At 57.8% G+C, this 23,720-nt stretch carries 20 protein-coding genes and 1 pseudogene; 4 read left to right on the forward strand and 17 right to left on the reverse strand.

What is annotated here, in order from left to right; all coding sequences use genetic code 11:
* The 8 genes and pseudogenes from ccoS to ccoN all read right to left on the reverse strand — a co-directional run.
* A pseudogene (gene ccoS, locus ABVT35_RS15520) lies at positions 1 to 138 on the reverse strand (cbb3-type cytochrome oxidase assembly protein CcoS); the annotation flags it as partial.
* Positions 135 to 2,453, reverse strand: a complete 2,319-nt coding sequence (locus ABVT35_RS15525; RefSeq protein WP_368467493.1) for a cation-translocating P-type ATPase — start codon at positions 2,451 to 2,453, stop codon at positions 135 to 137. The pseudogene ccoS and the gene ABVT35_RS15525, both read right to left, overlap by 4 nt.
* On the reverse strand, positions 2,453 to 2,953 hold the full coding sequence (locus tag ABVT35_RS15530; RefSeq protein WP_368467494.1) for a FixH family protein: 501 nt from the start codon (positions 2,951 to 2,953) through the stop codon (positions 2,453 to 2,455). The genes ABVT35_RS15525 and ABVT35_RS15530 overlap by 1 nt, the downstream gene beginning before the upstream one ends.
* Positions 2,953 to 4,521, reverse strand: coding sequence for a cytochrome c oxidase accessory protein CcoG (gene ccoG, locus ABVT35_RS15535; protein ID WP_368467495.1), 1,569 nt, complete (start codon positions 4,519 to 4,521; stop codon positions 2,953 to 2,955). The genes ABVT35_RS15530 and ccoG overlap by 1 nt, the downstream gene beginning before the upstream one ends.
* Before the next feature lie 227 nt (positions 4,522 to 4,748).
* Positions 4,749 to 5,612: a cytochrome-c oxidase, cbb3-type subunit III gene (gene ccoP / locus ABVT35_RS15540; protein WP_368467496.1), complete on the reverse strand. Its 864-nt coding sequence runs from the start codon at positions 5,610 to 5,612 to the stop codon at positions 4,749 to 4,751.
* 3 nt (positions 5,613 to 5,615) lie between these two features.
* A complete protein-coding gene (locus ABVT35_RS15545) occupies positions 5,616 to 5,792 on the reverse strand; it encodes a cbb3-type cytochrome c oxidase subunit 3 (protein WP_368467497.1) in 177 nt (58 codons plus the stop codon).
* Between the two features lie 11 nt (positions 5,793 to 5,803).
* Positions 5,804 to 6,535 (reverse strand): cytochrome-c oxidase, cbb3-type subunit II, encoded by a 732-nt coding sequence (ccoO, locus tag ABVT35_RS15550; RefSeq protein ID WP_368467498.1) that lies wholly within the window; start codon positions 6,533 to 6,535, stop codon positions 5,804 to 5,806.
* An 11-nt stretch (positions 6,536 to 6,546) separates the two neighbouring features.
* Positions 6,547 to 8,169, reverse strand: a complete 1,623-nt coding sequence (gene ccoN, locus ABVT35_RS15555; protein ID WP_368467499.1) for a cytochrome-c oxidase, cbb3-type subunit I — start codon at positions 8,167 to 8,169, stop codon at positions 6,547 to 6,549.
* A 227-nt stretch (positions 8,170 to 8,396) separates the two neighbouring features.
* Here ccoN and ABVT35_RS15560 point away from each other — a divergent pair, with 227 nt between their 5' ends.
* Positions 8,397 to 8,921: a hemerythrin domain-containing protein gene (locus ABVT35_RS15560; protein ID WP_368467500.1), complete on the forward strand. Its 525-nt coding sequence runs from the start codon at positions 8,397 to 8,399 to the stop codon at positions 8,919 to 8,921.
* Positions 8,922 to 8,939: 18 nt separating this feature from the next.
* Here ABVT35_RS15560 and ABVT35_RS15565 read toward each other — a convergent pair whose 3' ends face one another.
* Positions 8,940 to 9,668, reverse strand: coding sequence for a Crp/Fnr family transcriptional regulator (locus tag ABVT35_RS15565; RefSeq protein WP_368467501.1), 729 nt, complete (start codon positions 9,666 to 9,668; stop codon positions 8,940 to 8,942).
* 298 nt (positions 9,669 to 9,966) lie between these two features.
* Here ABVT35_RS15565 and hemN point away from each other — a divergent pair, with 298 nt between their 5' ends.
* Complete coding sequence (gene hemN / locus ABVT35_RS15570) at positions 9,967 to 11,319, forward strand: oxygen-independent coproporphyrinogen III oxidase (RefSeq protein ID WP_368467502.1); 1,353 nt, start codon at positions 9,967 to 9,969, stop codon at positions 11,317 to 11,319.
* On the opposite strand, the gene ABVT35_RS15575 is transcribed toward hemN, so the two are convergent.
* Positions 11,316 to 13,091, reverse strand: coding sequence for an alkyl sulfatase dimerization domain-containing protein (locus ABVT35_RS15575; RefSeq protein WP_368467503.1), 1,776 nt, complete (start codon positions 13,089 to 13,091; stop codon positions 11,316 to 11,318). The two genes, hemN and ABVT35_RS15575, sit on opposite strands and share 4 nt — an antisense overlap.
* 284 nt (positions 13,092 to 13,375) lie before the next feature.
* Here ABVT35_RS15575 and ABVT35_RS15580 point away from each other — a divergent pair, with 284 nt between their 5' ends.
* Positions 13,376 to 14,989 carry a GMC family oxidoreductase gene (locus tag ABVT35_RS15580; protein ID WP_368467504.1) on the forward strand — a complete coding sequence of 538 codons (1,614 nt, stop codon included), beginning with the start codon at positions 13,376 to 13,378 and terminating at the stop codon, positions 14,987 to 14,989.
* A 54-nt stretch (positions 14,990 to 15,043) separates the two neighbouring features.
* Here ABVT35_RS15580 and ABVT35_RS15585 read toward each other — a convergent pair whose 3' ends face one another.
* The 7 genes from ABVT35_RS15585 to ABVT35_RS15615 are packed head-to-tail and all read right to left on the reverse strand — an operon-like array spanning position 15,044 to position 22,800.
* Positions 15,044 to 16,027, reverse strand: a complete 984-nt coding sequence (locus ABVT35_RS15585) for an ABC transporter substrate-binding protein (RefSeq protein WP_368467505.1) — start codon at positions 16,025 to 16,027, stop codon at positions 15,044 to 15,046.
* 40 nt (positions 16,028 to 16,067) lie between these two features.
* A complete protein-coding gene (locus ABVT35_RS15590; RefSeq protein WP_368467506.1) occupies positions 16,068 to 16,928 on the reverse strand; it encodes an ABC transporter permease in 861 nt (286 codons plus the stop codon).
* Positions 16,925 to 17,821, reverse strand: coding sequence for an ABC transporter permease (locus ABVT35_RS15595; protein WP_368467507.1), 897 nt, complete (start codon positions 17,819 to 17,821; stop codon positions 16,925 to 16,927). Before ABVT35_RS15595 ends, ABVT35_RS15590 begins: the two co-directional genes overlap by 4 nt.
* A gap of 36 nt (positions 17,822 to 17,857) precedes the next feature.
* Positions 17,858 to 18,637, reverse strand: a complete 780-nt coding sequence (locus tag ABVT35_RS15600) for an ABC transporter ATP-binding protein (RefSeq protein ID WP_368467508.1) — start codon at positions 18,635 to 18,637, stop codon at positions 17,858 to 17,860.
* Positions 18,638 to 18,696: 59 nt separating this feature from the next.
* The gene (hydA, locus tag ABVT35_RS15605) at positions 18,697 to 20,154 is read right to left on the reverse strand and encodes a dihydropyrimidinase (RefSeq protein ID WP_368467509.1); all 1,458 of its coding nucleotides are present in this window, start codon (positions 20,152 to 20,154) and stop codon (positions 18,697 to 18,699) included.
* 45 nt (positions 20,155 to 20,199) lie between these two features.
* Entirely contained in the window at positions 20,200 to 21,447 is a 1,248-nt protein-coding gene (locus ABVT35_RS15610) for a Zn-dependent hydrolase (RefSeq protein ID WP_368467510.1), read from the reverse strand.
* 30 nt (positions 21,448 to 21,477) lie between these two features.
* Entirely contained in the window at positions 21,478 to 22,800 is a 1,323-nt protein-coding gene (locus ABVT35_RS15615; RefSeq protein WP_368467511.1) for an aspartate aminotransferase family protein, read from the reverse strand.
* Positions 22,801 to 23,035: 235 nt separating this feature from the next.
* Here ABVT35_RS15615 and ABVT35_RS15620 point away from each other — a divergent pair, with 235 nt between their 5' ends.
* Complete coding sequence (locus ABVT35_RS15620; protein ID WP_368467512.1) at positions 23,036 to 23,662, forward strand: TetR family transcriptional regulator C-terminal domain-containing protein; 627 nt, start codon at positions 23,036 to 23,038, stop codon at positions 23,660 to 23,662.
* The last annotated feature ends 58 nt before the right edge of the window (positions 23,663 to 23,720 follow it).

A 23,720-nucleotide genomic window follows, 5' to 3' on the forward strand; every position in this document is an offset into this window, starting at 1 on the left:
GTCACTGTCATCGAGGATGCGGTGCGCCGCGCCGTCCAGATCGTCATACTGGCCGCTGCGGATCGACCAGAGAAACGCGACAAGCCCGAGCGCGCCGAGAAACAGAGCAACCGGTATCAGGTAGACCAGCGTGTTCAACGCCCCTGCTCCACTGTCCTGATGTCATAGTCCGGCGTAGCAGGCGCTTCCTCGACGCTGCGGATTTGCGCTGCGTCCTTTCGGGCCCCTATCCGCAGCCGCAACGCGTTCAGGACAACAACGAGCGACGAGGACGACATGGCGAGCGCGGCAACAAGCGGCGTTGCATATCCGAGGATCGCGGAGGGAATAGCAATCATGTTGTAGACAATCGCCAGCCCGAAATTCTGGCGGATAAGCTGGCCGGCCTTTTTGGAGATGGAAATGGCGCTCGTTACGGCAGACAGGCTTTCATGCAGGAAGACGAAGTCAGCCGCATTGCGGCCAACATCCGCAGCGGTTGCAGGCGCCATCGATACATGGGCACTTACAAGCGCCGGCGCATCGTTGAGACCATCGCCAACCATCAGCACCTTTTTGCCTCCGGCACCCAGACCGGTCACATATTTGGCCTTTTCGCCCGGCAACACGCCGCTCCTGAAAGATGAAATTCCGAGCGTTTCCGCCAGGCGGCGGACCACACCCGCCCGGTCGCCCGAGATGATTTCGATCGGATAGCCGCTGTTTTTCAGCGCCGCAACCGTGGCCGCGGCCTCGCTTCGCAAACGATCCTCAAATACAAAAGCCGCACGAAAACATCCATCGGCGCTCAGCACCGCCTGACCCTTGTCCGTATTTGCATCCGGCCCAAGGGTTTGGCTGGCATTTTTCAGCGCCCAATCTGCGCGGCCCAGCCTGTAGGTCACACCGTCGCGCGCAGCCTCGAGTCCCGCGCCCGGATACTCCTTGAATGCATCAAATGGGTCCTCGCCGTTCGCTGCGCCGCTCACGGCACCTGCCAGCGCACGCGACAGCGGGTGACGTGAATGGGCGCCAAGCTGTGCCGCGATCTTGAGGTCGTCCGGCCTGATTTCGTCCGCATTGATGAGGCGTGGATGGCCAAGCGTCAGTGTACCGGTCTTGTCGAAAACAACCGCATCGGTCTCGGCCAGCCGTTCCATGGCGGCGCCGTCTTTGACCATAATCCCGTTTTCAAACAACCGGCCCGCGGCAACCACCTGCACGACCGGAACCGCCAGCGCCAGCGCACAAGGACAGGTAATGATCAGAACGGCAATGGCGATATAGAGCGAATGATGCCAGTCGCCCGATACGATCATCCATCCGATGAACGAAAACAGTGCCACCAGATGCACAAAGGGCGCATAAAGCTCGGCCGCCCTGTCGGCAATGCGACGGTAACCGGCCTTGCCGCTTTCCGCACGCTCCATAAGCTGCATCATCTCTGCCAGGAACGACTGACTGGCAGGTGCCAGCGCTTCGATTGTCAAAGGCCCTGTCAGGTTCAGCGTTCCGGCCCTTATGACGCTGCCTTCCGAAACGGTCTGCGGTGCGCTCTCGCCATTGACCAGGGAGCAGTCGAGATCGCTCGTGCCGCCGGTGACCCGTGCATCGACAGGTATCCGGTCGCCGGCGGCAAGCAGGATCGTCATGCCGGTTCTGATATCGTCGACGGCAAGAAACTCGCGTGATCCGTCCGGCTTGAGCGTCATAGCCCCACGCGGCGACAGCCGGGCAAGCCCCTTGACGGCCGAGCGCGCCTTCTCGCGCATGACATGATCGAGCGTGCGGCCTATGAGCAGGAAGAACAGTAGCGTCACGGAGGCGTCGAAATAGGCGTGCTCACCGGAGTTCATGGTCTCATAGAGGCTCATGGCGAACGCAAGGATCACCGCCAGCGATATCGGCACATCCATGTTCAGCCGGCCGTGCCTGAGGGCATTAAAGGCCGAGTGGAAGAATATCCGGCCCGAATAGGCGAGCGCCGGTATTGCGATCATTGCCGAGATCCAGTGGAAAAGGTCCCGTGTCGCAGCTTCCGCCCCGGACCAGACCGACACCGAAAGCAGCATGATATTGGCGGCGGCAAACCCGGCAACCGCGAGCGAGCGCAGCATGACGGAAAGGGTTTTGTCCTCTTTCTCGCCGGCATAGTCAAACAGATGCGCCTCATATCCGAGCTTGTGAAGCGTTGCGATGATATCAGCCGGCTCGCCTTCATCCGACCAGACGATGCTGACGCGCTTGGTCGACAGGTTGACCCGGGCCTTGCGGACGAATGCGAGGGCACCGAGCCCCTTTTCAACGGTGTTGATGCAGCCGCCGCAGTGAACGCCCGGCAAACTCAGATCCGTCTGCCGAAGACCGTTGCCAAGGTCTGTACTGGCAAGCATGAGCTCTTCGCCAGACGGCCCGGCATGCCGGGCTTTATCCAGTTCAATAGCGGATTCGGTTCCAGGCGCGCAGCAGCTCATCACTCACTCCCGGCCGTCCCGATAATTATGCGCTGCACGTCGCGATAGACCAGTTCGCCGCCGCGCGTTGCCGTGACCTTAACCAGCCATTGTCCGGCGGCGAGGTCGTGAGCTGATGCGTAGCTTCCATCGGCCCGCGCCTCAAGGCTCAAGACCCTGTCCTGATCCTCACCAACCGGGCGGTTGAATGCAGCCAGGACCTCGTCGGCCACAATGGGTTTGCCAAGCGCATTTTTGAGGGAATAGACAACCGCATCGCCGCCGACATCCAGTTGTGATGCCCAGCCCTTGGCCTTCATCCTTTCGGTCTCGATGACCTCATCGTCGAATTTCTGGCTGGCCACATAGGTGTTTTTGACGATCAGCCCGCTCCAGCTCGACCCTGCAAAATAGGCCATGGTCATATTGACGGCGATCACGGTTCCGAAAAACAGTACCATGACACCCAGCATGTGCCAGCCGGTAAACGGACCGCTCAGGAATGGGCGAAGTACACGCATCACTTCTTCTCCGGAGCGTCGAATGTCGCTATGTAGACATCCGACTCGTTACTTCCTTTGTCCGCCGCGATCAGCCGGAATTGCGCCTTTCCCGGTTCGACATTTTCAAGCGGCTGGCGGATATAGACCTTTATGGTACGCAGCTTATCAGGATCGACGGGAATAGCGAAGGAGCGCCCTTCCGGCTGATCGATCCCGGTAATCGACATGGTCGCACCGGGCAGCCCTTCCATGGACAGGAATATGACACGCGGCTCAGGGATCATGTTGAGCAACTTGACCGTATACCCGTTGCGGATCGAGCCGTCGGAAAGCGTCACATACTGTGGATTGCGGTCACGCAGAACATTGACTTCCAGCCGGTCGCGCGCACCCAGCGCCACCAGAAGCCCGATACCGACCAGGGCCCAGATGGTGAAATAAAGCATGGTGCGGAAGCGAAAAATAATGCGCCAGTCGAAGTGACGGACCTTGTCGCTGAACGAGCCGTCCATGTTGCGCACGAGGTCCGGGTTAATGCCGGTTGTCCCGCCTGCTGTCGCCAGGGCCATATTGCCCGAATATTCATCCAGCGTTGCATAGGAAATCAGCCCGCGCGGGCGTCCCAGCTTGTCCATGACGCCGTCACAGGCATCAATACACAGCGCACAGGTGATGCATTCGAGCTGTTGGCCGTCACGGATGTCGATCCCCATCGGGCAGACAACGACACAGGCATTGCAATCGACGCAATCGCCGACGACCTTGCCTTCTGCCTTGGCCTTCTTGGCATGGCGCGAGCGCGGCTCGCCGCGCCAGTCATTATAGGTGACCACGAGCGATTGTTCGTCGAGCATCGCCGCCTGAATGCGCGGCCACGGGCACATATAGGTGCAGACCTGTTCACGCATCAGCCCGCCGAAGACATAGGTCGTGGCGGTAAGCACGGCGACGGTCCCGTAGGCAACGGATGCCGCCTTTCCGGTCACCGCATTGACAAGAAGCGTCGGCGCATCGGCAAAATAGAAGATCCAGGCACCGCCTGTCGCGACAGCGATCAGCAGCCAGATTACATGTTTGGAAACACGCTTTGCGATCTTGTCCAGCGACCACGGCGCCGCATCCAGCTTCATGCGCTGGTTGCGCTCGCCCTCGATGGCGCGTTCCACCACCAGGAACAGATCCACCCAAACGGTCTGCGGACATGTGTAGCCGCACCACGCGCGCCCCACCGCCGAAGTAACAAGAAACAGCCCGAAGCCTGCCATGACGAGAAGCCCGGCAACGTAAAAGAACTCCTGCGGCCAGATTTCGATCCAGAAGAAATAGAAACGCCTGTTTGCCAGATCCACCAGAACAGCCTGATCGGGGGCGAACGGCCCACGGTCCCAGCGCAGCCACGGCGTCAGGTAATAGATGCCCAGCGTCACCAGCATGATCAGCCACTTGAACCGGCGGAACTGACCGCTCGCGCGCTTGGGAAAGATCTTCTTGCGCGCTTCATAGAGCGGTTTGCGTGCCCAGGCCGCGTTCACCGCCTGGGCGTCAAATTGCTCGACATCAGTTTTCTGAGAGGTGGTATCCGTCATGGTTTTCATCTTTGGTTGCGGTTGGTTGACACGCTGCCCTGGCCTGTCGTTACCGGCATTCTGTGTGCCGTATGGAAGACCGGTCCCGGCCTACAACAAACCACCGCTTTATTGATCCGGCCCTCATGCGACCGAACGAAGCAGCGCGGCGATTTACCTGCAGGAAATCCCTGTTTTCGGACATTTCCGCAGGCGAGATAAATCGCCGCAGCCACAATTTACTGGGCCTACTGGCCGCCGCCAAGAGAGTGGACGAAGACGGCGAGCTGCTTGATCACTGGATCACCCAGACGCTGGGCCCAAGCAGGCATGACACCGTGCTTCGGATTGGCGATCTGTGCAGCGATCTCGTTTTCGGTATCGCCGTAGAACCAAATAGCATCGGCAAGGTTCGGCGCGCCGAATTCGATATCGCCCTTGGCATCGTCACCATGGCAGGACGCACAGTTTTCCTCGTATATAACCGCACCGGGTTCGACCAGGGCCGGATCGGACGGATCACCCGTCAGACCGTAGACATAGGCCGCAACCTGACGGATTTCCTCCGGTTCCAGAAGATCGCTGAAGGCTGGCATATCCGAGAAGCGCGTGTCGTCGTCACCATCAAACCGAACACCGTGGGCAATTGTCTGATAGATGGCGTTGATGTCACCGCCCCACAGCCAGCTGTCGTCATTGAGGTTCGGATAGCCGGGCGCGCCCTGCGCTCCCGAACCGTGACACTGCACGCAGTTGACCTTGAAGGCAGCCGACCCGCCGGCAACGGCAAACTGAAGCAGGTCCGGATGGCTCGAGATTTCCTCGACGGGCATCTCCGCAATGCGGTCAACATATTGCGACTGCTCGGCTTCGGCTGCCGCCATTTCGTTGGCGACTTCCGCCCGGCTGGAATAGCCGAGCAAACCTGTTGTCGCGGTGTTGATCAGCGGTATCGCGGGATAAGCGATCATGTAACCAACGGCCCAGATGATGGTGAGATAGAATGTAATCACCCACCAGCGCGGCATCGGCGTATTGAGTTCCTTGATGCCGTCCCACTCGTGCCCGGTGGTCTCTACACCGCTGATTTCGTCAATTTGCTTTTCAGACATTTCTTATTCCTTGTCATCCCCGTTCGGATCATCATCGTCCTTCAGCGGTATCTGGGCGATCTTGTCGGCTTCCTTCTTGCTGCCGGGCCGAAACGTGTAGACCACCACCGCCACGAAGACGATCACCATGAAGAGCAGACCCCAGCTGTCTGCAAACGTTCGCAGGGTCTGATAATCCATGACCAACTCCCCTATCGATAAGCCGATGTCGGATCGTAGCTGGAAAAGTCGACCAGCGTTCCGAGCATCTGCAGATAGGCGACCAGAGCGTCCATTTCGGATAGCTTCGACGGATCGCCGTCAAAGTCGCCGAGCACGGCTTTGGGATATCGCTCTTCAACACCCGAGGTATCGGCATCGGGATCAGCCTGGGCCATGAGGTCGGCCTTGGCGTTTTCGATCATCGCCTCGTCGTAGGGAACGCCAACGGCGGCGTTTGCCTTCAGGTCGAGGCCGATATTGTCGAATTCCAGCGGGCGATCCAGCAGGAACGCATAGCTGGGCATGACGGATTCCGGCACCACCGAGCGCGGCTCGATGAGGTGCTGGACATGCCACTCGTTCGAATAGCGTGCACCGACACGCGCCAGGTCGGGCCCGGTTCGTTTCGAACCCCACTGGAACGGATGGTCGTACATCGACTCCGCCGCCAGTGAGTATGGCCCGTAGCGTTCCACCTCATCCCGGAATGGCCGGATCATCTGGCTGTGACAGGTGTAACACCCTTCACGGATATAGATGTTGCGGCCGGCGAGCTCCAGCGGCGAGTAGGGCCGCATGCCCTTGACCTTTTCGATCGTGTTTTCCAGGTAGAAAAGAGGCGCGATTTCGACGATGCCGCCGATGCTGACAACCAGCAGGGAGCACACCAGAAGCAAGGTCGCGTTCTTTTCAAGGATTTGATGCCTATCGATCATTGCCATTGTTCTGTCTCCTATTCGGCCGGCTGCATCGCGGGTTCAGCGCCCGGTATGGGTGCCTCCTCCCGTTCGCGTCCGAGGATTGTCATGACAATGTTGAAGCCCATTACGAGACCACCGGCGAGATACATCAGGCCGCCGATCGTACGCAGAATGTAATAGGGTTTCATTGCGGCGACCGTTTCGGCGAAGGAGAAGACCAGGAAGCCCTGATCGTCATATTCACGCCACATCAGGCCCTGCTGGATACCGGCAACCCACATCACGGCGGCATAGACAACGATGCCGAGCGTGGCCAGCCAGAAGTGCCAGTTGACGAGCCGCAGTGAATAGAGCCGCTGACGGTGCCACAGTTTCGGCACGAGATAGTAGATGGCTCCGAAGGAGATCATGCCGACCCAGCCGAGGGCGCCGGAGTGGACGTGTCCGATGGTCCAGTCTGTGTAGTGGCTGAGGCTGTTGACCGCCTTGATGGACATCACCGGCCCCTCGAAGGTGGACATGCCGTAGAACGCCACGGAGATGACCATCATGCGCACAATCGGATCGGTTCGGATCTTGTCCCATGCGCCCGAAAGCGTCATCAGGCCGTTGATCATGCCGCCCCAACTGGGCATCCACAGCATGATCGAGAACACCATGCCCAGCGTCTGCGCCCAGTCGGGCAGTGCGGTATAGTGCAGGTGGTGCGGACCGGCCCAGATATAAAGGAAGATCAGCGACCAGAAGTGGATGATGGAGAGCCGATAAGAATAGACCGGGCGTCCGACCTGCTTGGGAATGAAGTAGTACATCATTCCAAGGAAGCCCGCCGTCAGGAAGAAGCCGACGGCGTTATGGCCGTACCACCACTGTGTGAGAGCATCCTGTACGCCTGCAAAGGCCGAATAGCTCTTTGCCCCCAGGAAACTGACCGGCACGGCAAGGTTGTTGACGACATGCAGCATCGCAATCGTCACAATGAAAGCGAGATAGAACCAGTTCGCCACATAGATATGCGGCTCTTTGCGCTTGATCAGGGTGCCCAGGAAAACCAGAAGATAGACCACCCAGACAACGGTGAGCCACAGATCGACATACCATTCCGGCTCGGCGTATTCACGGCTCTGGGTGATTCCCAGGAGATAGCCGGTTGCCGCCATGACGATGAAAAGCTGGTAGCCCCAGAAGACGAACCAGGCAGCATTGCCGCCCCACAGCCGTGCGCGGGTCGTGCGCTGGACGACATAGAAGGATGTCGCCAGCAGCGCGTTGCCGCCGAAAGCGAAAATCACCGCCGATGTGTGCAACGGCCGAACGCGGCCGAAATTGAACCAGGGCTCGATATTGAGATCCGGAAACGCCAGCTGCGCTGCCGCAACCACGCCGACCAGAAAGCCGACTATGCCCCAGAACAACGTGGCGATGGCCCCGTATTTGACGACTTCGTCAAAATAGCCGGAGGAATCGGGCTGCGTCGCAGCGGCACTCGCCGTTTTGAATGATGCATTGCGAAGCAAAAACACGACCGAGACCAGCAAAACGAAAAACAACACCCACATATGGGCTTCGAATAGACTGTCCCGTGCAAAAGCTGCACCGAGAAGAGCCAAAAAGGCTCCGATCCCGACCGCAACGGTTTCGACACCAAATTTCATTGATTACCCCCAACTAGGCAGCAGAATTCTGTCGGCAGGACGCAGCGCCCCGTCAACCTTGCTCGTCTTATTCCAAAATGTGCATGTATATTCATTGATCTCGATCAATGCGTCACTTGACCATTTGACGCACTTCTATTTGCTATGCTGGATACCTGTTTATTGATAGCGACCTATAAAGAATTCCGCCAGACGCATGAGGCGATAGCAATATCTGGGAGGGTGTAATGCATCAGCCGGCGGCCCTGGATTTAATAAATGAATCCGCAAGGTTTTTTAGTTCTCCGGATGGCGACCCGCTAATCGCGCTTGAAAAAGCCCACCTCACTCAACTGACCTTATGCGACATGCTCGAGCAGATCGCCGATTCCATTCCCGGCCAGATCAACCGGGAGACTTGCAGCAAACTCGGCAGCAATCTGCTTCCGCTCATCCGCAATATACACCAGTTTGAAGAGGATATCCTGTATCCTCTGGCGGTCGAGCGTCTGGGAACGAGCCCGGCCATCGAATCAACCATCACGCGGCTGAAATACGAGCACTGTGAGGACGAGTGTTTTGCAGAAGAACTGGCCGATGCCCTGCACGAGCTTGGAACCGGAAAAGCGCCGCGAAACCCCGAGGCAATGGGCTATATGCTGCGCGGTTTCTTTGAAGCCATGCGCCGCCACATCGCTTTCGAACACGAGCATCTCGTACGCCTGCTGCGGCAGGCCGCCACTGATGGCCAACACGGACTGGTAACGGGATAGTTCAGTAAGGCACCTGCATCAGACACTTGCCCGGTGAGCAAGCCGTTCGAGATCCGGTACAGTCACATGCCTGTTATTCACAATCTCGATGACACCGTCTTTGCGCAATTTTGTCATCTGACGGCTGACGGTTTCGATCGTCAGGCCTAAAAAGTCGGCGATATCGGCCCGGGTCAACGGCAGATCGAAAGTAATGCCATCGGATTCATCGGTCGTCGGATCGATGTGGGTTGCAATCAGGTAGAGGAAGCTTGCCACTTTTTCGGCTGCTGTCTTGCGGCCGAGTGTGACCATCCAGCCTCGTGCTTCATCGAGCTCGTTGAGCGTCTGCTGCAAGAGCCTGTGTTCCAGCGATGAACTGCCCTCGATCATGCGCTCGACAGCATTGCGCGGAAAGGTACAGAGCCGCACCGTCGTTGCCGATTCGGCATTAGTATCGCTGGACGCCTTGAATGGCCGGCCGAGAAAATCCGGAGCAAACTGAAGCCCGACAATCTGCTGACGTCCGTCAGCAAGGATTTTTGTCAGTTTGACCACGCCTGACAGGATATTTGAATAGTGAGTCACCGGCTCACTGTCGGCCACCAGGGCGGTGCCCGGCTTGACCTCCTTGCGGCTTGCGATGGCATTGAGGCTCTTGAGTTCACTCGGCGTCAGGGAACCGCAAAGCCCATGGTGCCGGGCTTCGCAAGCCTGGCACAATGCGGGCATCTCAGAATTGTGAATATCCCTGCGGTTTTCGGTCATATTGGTTCCGGTTTATTTGCCTGCCGGTTATGCCTTTAACTTATACACTTCTTGCCGGAATGCGACCTATTGTCTTAGGCCAAAAGTACTGTATCACCAAAAAAGGTGGAAATCCTTCAAATCGTTGAGAGATTTGCCCTTCTACCCGCGCGGGCTCCGGTCGCTGCAAATCGCCTCGCCATTGACCAGGATCAATTCCACATCAAAACGCATGCGTTACACGGACCGGTACGTCTTGTTCAGGGCATCACGCCGGTTTTTCCAAATTGCCGGGTGCGCCTTTATCGGAGCCGCAGAAATGCAGACAATTCTGGCTGAAAAGCTCGAAAAACCAACACCGCGCTATACGAGTTATCCGACCGCACCGCATTTTCATCAGGGAATAGAAGCCGACCAATACCGCAATTGGCTGCAGTCGCTTCCCGCGGGCAGTGCCCTGTCGCTCTATTTTCATATCCCCTTTTGCGACCGCCTTTGCTGGTTCTGCGGCTGCACGACCAAACAAACACAGCAATATAAGCCGATCGAGCGTTATCTCGAATCGCTTTACAGAGAAATCGCAACGGTGGGCGCGCTCGCGGGACATGATTCGACGGTCACCGCCCTTCATCTTGGCGGCGGTTCGCCTACGATGCTGTCACCTGCTGATTTTGCGACACTCGGAAAGACAATAAGAGAGCATTTCAATCTCGCTGATGACGCCGAAATCAGCATCGAAATGGATCCGAACGATCTCGATGAGGAAAAATACGATGCAATGGCGGCCTTTGGGGTCACCCGCGCCAGCCTCGGCGTTCAGGATTTCGATCCGAAGGTCCAGCAATCCATAAACCGGCCGCAAACCTTCGATCAGACCCGAGAAGTTGTTGAAGCCATGCGAAAACGTGGCGTCGGCTCGGTCAATCTCGACATGCTTTACGGCCTGCCGTATCAAACCCTCGAAACGATCGAGGATACCGTCGCCAAGATCATATCGCTTGAACCCGACCGCATCGCCCTGTTCGGTTACGCACACGTGCCGTGGATCAAGAAACATCAGAAGATGATCGACGAGGCGGCCCTGCCCGGCGTCGCTGAGCGTTTCAAACAGGCAAACCATGCTGCCGAGTTGCTTACCGCCAACGGATACCACCGTATCGGCATGGATCACTTTGCCCTTCAGCACGACAAATTGAGCCGCGCCGACAGGAACGGCGACCTGAACCGGAACTTCCAGGGCTATACGACGGACAATGCCGATGCGCTCATTGGCATGGGTGCATCGTCAATTGGCCGAATGCCGCAGGGTTATGTGCAAAATACTCCTTCGACGCACGACTACCAGCGGCGTGTCGACACCGAGGGCGGGCTCGCGACCGTCCGCGGTCTTGAATTGTCGGACGACGATCACATGCGCGGCTGGCTCATTGAGCGGCTGATGTGCGATTTCCGGTTCTCATCCGCCGAACTAGTGGAACGCTTCGGCCAACTCGCCGTCACTGTAATCGAGGAGGCGGAAGCGCTTGCCAACGCGGATGACAACGGGCTGTTCGTCAGGAGCGGCGGAACCTTTCAGATCACCGAAAGCGGGCGGCCCTATGTCCGCACGATCGCGGCCGAATTCGACCGCTATCTGCAAAAAGGCACCGCCCGTCATTCCGTCTCCGTTTAAGGCGTTTCAAAGTAGTCCATAAACGCGATAAAGCCGTTCAGGCCGCCGTCGACCACCATGTCGCCTGAAGCAAGCGCAGCCGCAGGATTGGTGTGTTTGGCGCCGAGCGCCTTGAATGTGGCCCCGGGCATGGAAACCGTGCCGGCACAGTCTCCGTCCAGACCCTCGGTCAGCAGGGCAACACCGCGCCTGATGCGGACGGTATAGTCTTCCTCGGGCTCGCTGAACGCGAAACAATAGGCAATTTCAATGTCGAGCGTCTCTTCCGCTTTCAGCGAGACCTGCAGAAATTCGAGATACGGTCTGACCGGAAAGCCCGTGAGGTTTTCCTGAGGAGTCATCCAGGTCTTGATATGCGGGATCTCGAAGCCGCGCGCCTCCGCGGCTGAGGTCAGGAAGTAATTGCGTCCCGTTGCCGATATCTCCCGTTCCCCGAGCGCTGTCAGTGCCTCAGCGCGCATGTCGGCGGCTTCCGTGTCTCCCGTGTTCTGCAGGTGGGAGGCAAGCACAAGCGCCCATTCCGGTTCCCCGCGCTCCATCGCCAATTCTATCTGCTTCTTCACGTTGTCGACCCCACCAGCAAGTTCGACGATCAGCTCCGCTTCGCGTCCGTCGGCAAGCGGAAGAAGGTCTTTCGGATCGCCGGAGAACCAGCCGAGATAGCCTGAAAACACGGCGCGCGTGGCCCAGTCGACACGGCCGTAAAACGGCTGCAGATGCGGGGCGTTCGCCAGATGCGGCGGCAGTTTCAGATCCGCCACGATCTCGTCCGGTGTCATGCCCTTATTGATGCGGCGGATCGTCTGGTCATGCACGAACTGGATGGCGTCGCGATAGTCGGTCAGACGTTTCCGGATTTCGTCGTCGCCGATGACGGGACGCGAGTGTTGCGGGATCATCACCTCCGCATCCAGTTCGATCATGCGGTCGATGCTCTTCGACCACTCGAGCACATCCCTGTAGGGCGTTCCGCGTATGGCATAGAGATTGGGAAACGCATGGTAGTAATTGTCAGCCGGTAAAAGCAGTTTGCGATCCGGCAGGTAAATCATCAACTGATCGGGTGTTTCGCCGATCGCCTCCTTGATGATGACGTTCTCGCCGGCAATCCGAAGACTGACCTCATTCTCGCTGATCGGATTTGTCGTGGCCTCGAAGTCGATCCTTGTGGCCTCGCTGGCAACCAGGAAGGGTCCTATTCCGGCGTTCTCAAGTTCCTCGTCTGAAAGGAAGGTGCCGAACTGGCGCATGGAGCGCTCGTAGATGATCGGCCGCAGAACATTGACCACTTCGTGCACGCGGGCCTCGGTGTCTTCGTGTGCCCAAATGCGGACAGGCGCCTCCTGGTCAGCGGTAAAGACGCCGGCGCCGAAGACGTGGTCGGCATGGTTGTGCGTATAGACAATGTCGGAAATGTCCTTGCCCGTCTTGCGGCGCAACGCGCGAATATCGGGAAGGAGGCCCTCCGCCGCCTCCATGCTTTCCAGCGTATCGATCATGATCAGCCCGTCCGGCGCATCGATAATGATGACATTGGCAAGGCCATAGCCGATTGCAAGGTGAACGCCCGGTATCACCTCCTCGAAGCTTTTCGCGAAGATCTTCGTATGGTCTTCCAGGCTCGCATTCGCACCGCTTGCCGAAACAGGTGCGAAGGTCCTCGCCTGCCCCTTGTTTGCAGCGGGCGGGTTCAGCAGAAAATAGAGACCGCCGGCGGCAACCACGACCGCCGCGAGGATTCCGCACACCAATCCCCAGAAAAAACGCGCCATATTGGTTCAACCTCCTGTAAACCGCCCCACGGGCATTGCCGCAATACACGTCGCTCACGCTGTTTCATGCAGCCCGTGCGACCGGCAAAACTCAAAAATCCTGAAACATTGAAGAAATAACGGCCGTTGCGTTGAAAATACCCGCCGCTTTCAACATCGCCAGATGATAAAAGACCGATCATTCTGTTTTTATTAGATTGAATTGTGTTAAATGTAAATGTCTTGATTGAGCCGGCGGATATGGGTGTGCCGCCAGGCAATTTCACACCGGGAGGAATGCACGCATGTACGACTATATCATCGTGGGCGGAGGATCTGCAGGCTCCGTTCTGGCCGCACGGCTGAGCGAAGATCCGGATAAATCGGTCTGTCTTCTCGAGGCCGGCGGCGACGGCAAGGGGCTATTGATCCGATTGCCCGTCGGAACCGCCGCCATGCTCTCGGGCTGGCCGCTGAAGATCAACAACTGGGCGTTCGAGACAACGCCACAGCCGGGTCTCAACGGGCGTTGCGGCTACCAGCCGCGCGGGAAGTCCCTTGGCGGCTCCAGTGCCATCAATGCCATGCTCTACATACGCGGTCACCGTTCCGACTATGACGACTGGGCAAATCTGGGCTGTGACGGCTGGTCGTTTGATGAGGTCCTCCCCTATTTCCGCAAGGCCGAACATAATGAGCGCGGCGGTGATGAGTTGCACGGCACGGGCGGCCCGCTGCAGGTTTCAAACCAGCGCTCGCCGCGACCGATCAGCCAGGCTTTCATCGAGGCATCGCAGCAATGCCAGCACTCAGTCACTGATGACTTCAATGGCAGCGAGCAGGAAGGTGCCGGGCTGTATCAGGTGACCCAGTATCACGGCGGAGAAAAGAACGGCGAGCGCTGCTCGGCCGCAGCAGCCTACATCCACCCCAACGAAAACCGGTCCAATCTGACCATCATCACCAACGCCCATGTGACACGGGTCGTTTTCGACGGCAAACGGGCCGTCGGCGTTGCCTATAGAGTTCGCCGAAAAGAACATGAGATCCGGGCGAAACGCGAAGTTGTTCTTTGCGGCGGCGCATTCAATTCACCGCAACTGCTGCAATTGTCCGGTGTTGGCCCTGCAGATGAGCTTAAAAGCCACGGCATAAAAACCGTGCATGAGCTTCCCGGCGTCGGACAGAACCTGCAGGATCATCTCGACTACATTTTCGCCAGCAAGACCCGATCGTCGGATGTGCTTGGCATCACGCCCAAGCGCCTCGACAAGCAGATCGCCGCCGCCATCGAGTGGTACAGGACCGGCAACGGCATGATGGCCTCGCCGATCGCCGAGGCGGGCGCGTTCCTGAAGACCAATTCGACATTGGAGCGACCGGACATACAGCTGCATTTCGTCATCGGCATTGTCGACGACCATAACCGGATCATGCATGTCGGCCATGGCTATTCCTGCCATGTGTGTATCCTGCGCCCGCACTCGCGCGGCGAGGTCGGCCTGCTTGACGCGAATCCGATGAAACAGCCGCGCATCGACCCGAAATTCCTCTCCGACAGCCGCGACGAGGACACGCTGCTGGCCGGCCTGAAAATGACCCGGCAAATACTTGAAGCTCCGGCGTTTGAACCCTACCGGAAGAAGGACGTCTACCCCTATACCGGGCTCAGCGACGATGAATTGCGCGAGGAAATCCGGCAGCGCGCGGACACGGTCTATCACCCGGTCGGCACCTGCAAGATGGGGACGGATGATATGGCGGTCGTCGACCCACGCCTCAAGGTCAGGGGAATGGAGGGATTGCGGGTGGTCGATGCATCGGTCATGCCGACCCTGATCGGCGGCAACACCAATGCGCCGACCATTATGATCGCCGAAAAGGCCGCCGACATGATTCAAGCCGACAACGCAGCGTAAAAAAAGGGGCCAAACGGCCCCTTGTTTATTGCTGCAAAAGCCAATCCGGCCGGATTACATACCCTTGGTGATCTTGTCGGTATGCGCACCCTGCGGTTCTTTCGAGATCACCGGATCGGACCCACCCGAGAGCAGCGACTTGACCGTGCGGTCGTAGTCGGCAACATCAAGAGAACCGTCGGAACCGGCGGTCAGCTTGTTGATCTCACCCATCATGCGCTTCTGGTGTTTTTCCGTCTGCGCGCCGGTCGCATCGTTCTCGAGCACGATTTCCGCTGCTTCGTCCGGATGCTCCTCGGCATATTTCCAGCCCTGCATGGAGGCCTTCACGAAGCGCTGGAACATGTCGACCTTCTTGGGATCGTCCAGATCGGCTTCCATCACATAAAGGCCGTCTTCCAAGGTTGCGACGCCCTGATCCTCATACTGGAAGGTGATCAGATCATCCGCGGCAATGCCCGCGTCAATGACCTGCCAATATTCGTTATAGGTCATTGTGGAGATGCAGTCGGCCTGCTTCTGCAAGAGCGGATCGACATTGAAGCCCTGTTTGAGGACGGTAACACCATTGTCCGAACCATCGGTTGGAATGCCGAGCTGGCTCATCCAGGAAAGGAACGGATATTCATTGCCGAAGAACCAGACCCCGAGCGTGCGGCCACGGAAATCTTCCGGCGACTTGATGCCGCTCTCCTTCAGGCAGGTCAGCATCATGCCCGAGCGCTTGAAGGGCTGGGCGATATTGACCAGCGGAACGCCCTTCTCACGCGAAGCGAGAGCGGACGGCATCCAGTCGATGACGACATCCGCGCCACCGCCGGCAATCACCTGGGCAGGTGCGATATCCGGACCGCCGGGCTTGATCTCGACGTCAAGGTCGACGGCATCGTAAAAGCCCTTGTCCTTGGCCACGTAGTAGCCGGCAAACTGCGCCTGCGTCACCCATTTGAGCTGCAGGACCAGCTTGTCGGCTGCAATGGCGGCACCCGAAGTCAAGCCCATCGCAAGGCCGAGGGTTAAAGCCAACATTTTCTTCATTTCAGTTACTCCTCTGGTTAGGGCTCCGTCTTGTTTTTTCTCATCGCCTGTATGACGGATGCCAGAATGTAACGGCACGTTCCAGCAAGGCCAGAAGTCCGTAGGACAGCGAACCTGCAAGTGCCGCGACAAAAATTTCAGCCCAGACCATGTCGATGTTCATACGACCGACCTCGGTTGAAATCCTAAAGCCCATTCCGACAATCGGTGTTCCGAAAAATTCGGCAACGATTGCTCCGATGAGGGCCAAAGTTGAATTGATTTTGAGCGCGTTGAAGATGAATGGCATGGCGGCTGGAAGCCTGAGCTTCAAAAGCGTCTGCCAGTAGCTCGACGCATAGGTTCGCATCAGGTCGCGCTCCATGGCGCCGCTTGCAGCAAGCCCTGCAACCGTGTTGACGAGCATCGGGAAGAACGTCATGACGACAACGACAGCCGCCTTGGAGTGCCAGTCAAAGCCAAACCACATGACCATGATTGGCGCGATGCCCACAATCGGCAGCGCGGCAACAAGATTGCCGATCGGCAGCAGACCTTTGCGCAGGAAAGGCACCCGGTCGACAATAACGGCGGTGACGAAACCGGATGCGCAGCCCATCGCGTAACCGGCCAGAACCGCCTTCATGTAGGTCTGATAGAAATCGGCCCACAATATATCGACAGAAGACGTAATGCGCGCCCATATCATGGATGGCGAGGGCAACAGCACACTCGGAATGTTGAACCCAACGGTTATGGCTTCCCAAAGCACGATCAGTGTTACGCCGAAAATCGCCGGTATGAGCAGATTGACCGTTTGCGTTGCGGGTGCACCCGATGGCCGCAGGCGGACCAGCCAGCTATTGGCAAACCATGCGACCGCCCAAAAAACCAGCGCAAATATCAAAATGCCTGAGTTCATCGCACCATCCCCATGCGGCCCGAAACGATGCGCGATGCAAGGTCAACCAGCATGACCAGAACCGCGGCAAGTGCCGCGGCTGCGATCAGTGCCGACCAGATCTGGATGGTCTGGCCATAATAGGAACCGGTCAGAAGCCGTGCGCCGAGACCTGCGACAGCCCCCGTCGGCAATTCGCCGACGATCGCTCCGACAAGCGAGATCGCGACAGCGACTTTCATGGAAGTAAACAGGAACGGGACTGCTGAGGGCCAGCGAAGTTTCCAGAAGATCTGCGACCTGCTGGCATTATAGGTGCGCATCAGATCAAGATGCATCAGGTCGGGCGAGCGCAGGCCTTTGACCATACCGACGGCGACCGGAAAGAACGACAGATAGGCCGAAATCAGCGATTTCGGAAGCAGGCCGGAGATTCCGACGGCATTCAGCACCACGATGATCATCGGCGCCACGGCAAGGATCGGGATCGTCTGGCTGGTAATGATCCACGGCATCAGGCTCTTGTCGAGCACGTTGGAATGCACGATCAGCACGGCAAGAAGTATTCCGAGGCCGGTTCCCATGACGAAGCCGAGCAAGGTCGATGAAATGGTGACCCAGCTGTGATAGACGAGACTGCGTTTTGAAGTGATCTTCTTGAGTGCCGTCGTCTTCCATATCTCATTTGCCACCTGATGCGGCGCAGGCAGAACCGGTCGCTCCTGTGCCATTGTGTTTTTGACAAGCTGCGTCGCAGAGATCTCCGTGTTCGCACGCGCCGCCTGGTCCAGCTCGAATTGGGCGTTCATGAACACGGCAAAGGCATACCATGCCGCCAGGATGACGACGACTACCGAACCTATCGGCAGAAAACGGTCGAACAGAAAACTGGATATTCCCGTTCTCTCCTTCATTCCGGCGCCCTCCTTCCCTCAGAATATGCAGCGCAATCAATCATCATAGGAATGTCCCAGCCGCAACCCCTCGCGCACCAGATGCGCGATCTCCAGGAATTTCGCCGATTCGCGAATATCGAGCGATCTGTCATCGCCGAGATCGCAATCGATGATCTCGTGAATGCGCCCAGGTCTCGGGCTCATCACCACGATTTTTGTCGACAGGAAAACCGCCTCCGGAATGGAGTGTGTAACAAAGACGACCGTTTTTTGTGTCTGCGCCCACAGCTTCAGCAATTGTTCGTTGAGGTGGTCGCGGACGATCTCGTCCAGCGCGCCGAAAGGCTCATCCATCAAAAGCATGTCGGGATCGAAGGAAAGCGCACGGGCAATCGAGGCCCTCTGCTGCATACCGCCGGAAAGCTGCCAGGGGAATTTCTTGTCAAATCCGGTGAGGTTGACGAGATCAAGGTTCTTTTCGATCCGCTCCGCCCGCTCGGACTTGCCAAATCCCATAACCTCCAGCGGCAGCGAGATATTGCCGCCGATGGTGCGCCAGGGATAAAGCGCTGCTGCCTGGAAGACATAGCCATAGGCACGTGCCAGGCGTGCCTCCTCGGGTGTTACGCCATTGACGGATATCAATCCTCCCGTCGGTTTCTCAAGATCGGCAATGACCCGCAGGAGCGTGGTCTTGCCGCATCCTGACGGACCGATGAACGAAACGAATTCGCCGCTCTCGATCTGCAGGTTGATGTCGGACAGCGCGTGGACAGGGCCGTCATTGGTCTGGAATGTCAGGTCCAGTTCCTTGGCATCGATTACCACGCTCATGCAGCCATACCCGCGCTGAAGTCAGCCGGTTTTACAAAGATGCAAGCAGAAGCCATCAATTACACCCCGCTGGCCGGGATTCCGGTACGCTGCACCTTCCTTGGCGCGGTGACGTCTTTCCAAGTGGAAAGCGCCGTGTTGACCGCGTGGAACGGCTCGCGGGCGACAAATTCGCCATGACCTTCCTGCGCCTTGATCTCACCGTCCTCGACGGAGACGAGGCCACGGGTAAGGGTAAAGCGCGGCAAGCCGCTGACGTGCTTGCCTTCGAACACGTTGTAGTCGATGGCTGACTGCTGGCTGTCCGCGGTGATGGTCTTTTCTAGCTTCGGATCCCAGACCACGATATCGGCGTCCGCGCCGACAAGTATGGCGCCCTTTTTCGGATAGATGTTCAGTATCTTGGCAATATTCGTCGAGGTAACCGCGACAAATTCGTTCATCGTCAGCCGGCCGGTATTGACGCCATAGGTCCACAGCATCGGCATGCGGTCTTCAAGGCCACCCGTGCCGTTCGGGATCTTCGTGAAATCGCCGGCACCGTAGCGCTTTTGCTCTGTGGTGAACGCGCAATGGTCTGTCGCAACCACCTGCAGCGAACCGGCGGCAAGCCCGTGCCATAGCGAATCCTGATGCTTCTTGTCCCGGAACGGCGGTGACATGACCCGCCGTGCTGCGTGATCCCAGTCGTGATGCTTGTATTCGCTGTCGTCGAGCGTCAGATGCTGGATCAGCGGCTCGCCATAGACCCGCATGCCGTTCTGGCGCGCGCGGCGGATGGCTTCATGTGCCTGTTCGGATGATGTGTGCACGACATAGAGCGGCACGCCGGCCGTATCGGCAATCATGATCGCCCGGTTGGTTGCCTCACCCTCTACCTTGGCAGGGCGCGAATATGCGTGGGCCTCCGGACCGTTGTTGCCTTCGGCAAGAAGCTGCGCCTGAAGCTGTGCGACGACATCTCCGTTTTCTGCGTGTACCAGTGGCAGCGCACCGAGTTCCGCACAGCGCTTGAACGACGAAAACATCTCGTCGTCATCGACCATAAGCGCACCCTTATAGGCCATGAAATGCTTGAAGGTGTTGATACCGCGGTCGCGGACCACCTGTTCCATCTCGTTGAAGACCTGTTCGCCCCACCAGGTGATGGCCATGTGGAAGGAATAGTCGCAATTGGCCCGGGTGGATTTGTTGTCCCACATCTGCAGCGCTTCAAGCAGCGACTGTCCGGGCGACGGCAGTGCGAAATCCACCACCATTGTTGTGCCGCCGGCAAGCGCGGCACGTGTTCCGCTTTCGAAATCATCTGTGGAATAGGTGCCCATAAAAGGCATTTCCAGATGGGTATGCGGATCGATACCGCCCGGCATGACATAACAGCCGGTCGCGTCCAGCAATGTGTCGCCCGTCAGGTTTGGCCCGATTTCGGTAATGACGCCGTTTTCAACCCTGACATCCGCCGCATAGGTCAGGTCGGCGGTGACAATGGTCCCGCCCTTGATGACCGTGCTTCCCATTTTTTCCTCCCAAACTTTCCTGGAGCGAAGTGTGCTCCAACCACCCTATTCTACAATTTGCGCGGTTTCGACCACGGCATGAAACAGCACATCGGCTCCCGCTCTTGCCCATTCGGGCGAAATATCCTCATCCTCATTATGGCTGAGCCCGTCCACACACGGACACATCACCATGGCCGTCGGAGCCACGCGGTTGATCCAGCAGGCATCGTGGCCGGCGCCGGAAACCAGATTGCGGTGCGAGTATCCTAGCCGCTCAGCAGCGTTACGCACGGCAGTCACGCAGTTTTCGTCAAAGGTCACCGGATCGAAATGACCGGCTTCCTCGATCTCGAATTCAAGCCCCAGATCCTTGGCAATCTTCGGTCCCTCGGCTTCCAGCCGCGCCTTCATGCCATCAAGAACATCCTGGTGCGGCGAGCGGAAATCGACGGTGAAGACCACTTTTCCCGGAATGACGTTGCGGGAATTCGGATAGACATCGCAGTGGCCGATCGCGCCGACCGCTTCAGGCTGATGGCTCATGGCGATTTCGTGCACCAGTTCGGTGATACGGGCCATGCCAAGACCGGCGTTCCTGCGCATCGGCATGGGTGTTGATCCGGTATGGCTTTCCTTACCGGTCAGCGTTATCTGCAGCCACCAAAGCCCCTGCCCGTGGGTGACGACGCCGATATCCTTGTCTTCAGCCTCGAGGATCGGCCCTTGCTCGATGTGCAGTTCAAAAAAAGCATGCATATCGCGCGCACCGACCTCTTCGTCGCCGCGCCAGCCGATGCGTACCAGTTCGTCGCCGAACTTTTTGCCTTCCGCATCCTCGCGCCCGTAAGCCCAGTCCTGCTCGTGCATTCCGGCAAAAACGCCGGAGGCAAGCATTGCCGGGGCAAAGCGCGTGCCCTCTTCGTTGGTCCAGTTGGTAACGACGATGGGGTGCTTGGTCCTGACGTTAAGATCGTTGAGTGTCCGAACGATTTCGAGACCACCCAAAACGCCAAGAACACCGTCATATTTACCGCCGGTCGGCTGGGTGTCGAGATGACTTCCGACATAGACCGGCAGAGCATCGGGATCCGTTCCCTCGCGGCGGAAAAACATGTTGCCCATCTGGTCGACGCCCATGGTCATGCCGGCGTCTTCGCACCATTTCTGGAAGAGCGCCCTGCCCTCACCGTCCTCGTCGGTAAGCGTTTGCCGATTGTTGCCGCCTCTGACACCCGGACCGATCTTGGCCATTTCCATGAGGGTATCCCACAGGCGATCACCGTTGATCCTCATGTTTCCAGTTAGCGTCATCGGTGTTCTCCTCGGTTATGCATGATTATCTCAGTTGAGCGACTTCAAAACGCCGCCGAGCGTATCGACAATGAAGTCGATCTCGCTCTTTTCGATGATGAGCGGCGGTGACAGCGCGATAATGTCGCCGGTCGTGCGGATCAGAAGCCCTTTGTTGTAGGCGTCAAGGAATGCGGAGAACGCACGGCGCGTTGGCTCGCCTGCTATCGGTTCCAGTTCGATGGCACCGATCAGGCCGATATTGCGGATATCGATGACATGCGGAAGGCCCTTGAGCGAATGCAACGCCTCTTCCCAGTAGGGCGCGAGCTCCGCGCCGCGGGTCAAAAGCCCGTCTTCCTTGTAGGTTTCGAGTGTTGCGAGCCCGGCGGCCGATGCCATCGGATTGCCCGAATAGGTGTAGCCGTGGAAGAACTCGATCATGTGCTCCGGGCCGTTCATGAAGGCGTCGTGGATTTCCTTCTTCACGAATACGGCGCCCATGGGGATGACCCCGTTGGTCAGACCCTTCGCCGTCACGATGATATCGGGAACGACGCCGAAATAGTCCGGCGCAAAAGGCGTTCCGAGACGGCCGAAGCCGGTGATGACCTCATCGAAGATCAACAGGATGCCATGCTGGTCGCAAATCTGCCGCAGCTTCTCGAGATAGCCCTTGGGAGGCAGCAATACGCCCGTCGAGCCGGCCACCGGCTCAACGATCACCGCTGCGATAGTGGAAGCGTCGTGCAGAGCGATGATACGCTCGAGGTCATCGGCAAGTTCGGCGCCGTACTCCGGCTGCAGCCTGGTAAAAGCGTTCTTTTCAAGGTCGTGCGTGTGGCGCAGATGATCCACGCCGGTCAGCAATGTGCCGAACATCTTGCGGTTCGGAACAATCCCGCCAACGGAAATGCCACCGAAATTGACACCATGGTAGCCGCGCTCGCGTCCGATAAGCCGGAACCTCGAGCCGTCACCCTTGACGCGATGATAGGCAAGCGCGGTCTTGAGCGCCGTCTCGACCGATTCGGATCCTGAATTGGTGAACATGACGTGGTCGAGCCCGCTCGGCGTCAGTTGGACAAGCTTGGAGGCAAGTTCAAACGCCTTCGGATGCCCCATTTGAAAAGCGGGCGCATAATCGAGTTCAGCAGCCTGCTTCTGGATCGCCTCGACGATCTTCGGCCGGTTGTGACCGGCATTCACACACCAGAGCCCCGCGGTGCCGTCGAGAACTTTGTTGCCCTCGGCGGTCGTGTAATGCATGCGGTCGGCACCGACAAACATGCGCGGATTCTTCTTGAACTGTCGGTTGGCCGTGAACGGCATCCAGAAGGCATCAAGATTGTTCGTCGTCACCGGAGCATTCATAACCAACGCCTCCCAACGTGGCGGGCAAAATTGCCTGCTTGCTCATCGCTGCCATTGACAGCAAATTTGAAAAACTTGACTGAATGGTCAAAATGTAGGCTAGAAGAGCAACTGGAGACGGTCAAGAGCTATTATGGGAAATATAAGGGGCTTGCGCACAGGACAAAGCTGTTGCATCCCTTATCACCCAAATGAGCGGCGCCAAGGCTGCGCAAGAAAACGAAACAACTGATTTATGGCAAGCTCCAATAATAAGCGGACACGCATTCAGGGAATTAATCGCGGCATCATTCTGGAGGCCGCCCTGGAGGTATTTTCCACTTACGGGTTTCGCGGATCGACCATAGATCAGATCGCCGAAAAAGCCGGCATGTCGAAGCCCAATCTGCTCTACTATTTCCCGCGCAAGGAAGACATTTACGTCACGGTTCTGGAGAATACGCTGGAGGACTGGCTTACGCCATTCCGCGATATCGATCCGGCGGGCGATCCCATTGAGGAGCTGAGAAAATACACAGTTCTCAAAATGAAGTTGTCCGCATTAAGGCCTGAAAGCTCAAGGCTTTTTGCCAATGAGATTTTGCACGGCGCACCTGCGATCCAGGATTTTCTGAAATCAAATCTCAAGCGTCTCGTAGATGAAAAGGCCAACGTCATCAGCGAGTGGATTGCCGAGGGGCGGCTTGCTCCGGTCGATCCCTATCATCTGATTTTCATGATCTGGGCAACCACTCAGCACTATGCCGATTTCGATGTGCAGGTGCGTGCCGTCATGCCGGAGCAAACGACACAGGCGAGTTTTTTCGATGACGCGGCAAACGCGATTTTGACGATCCTGCTGAACGGCGTTAAACCGCGCTAGGGCATGTCGCCTGGCGCGTCACTTCTCCGCCTCACTACCCACGAATTTCCCGGTCACT

The sequence above is a fragment of the Hoeflea sp. TYP-13 genome (genome assembly GCF_040932035.1).
In the GTDB taxonomy this organism is placed as follows: domain Bacteria; phylum Pseudomonadota; class Alphaproteobacteria; order Rhizobiales; family Rhizobiaceae; genus Hoeflea_A.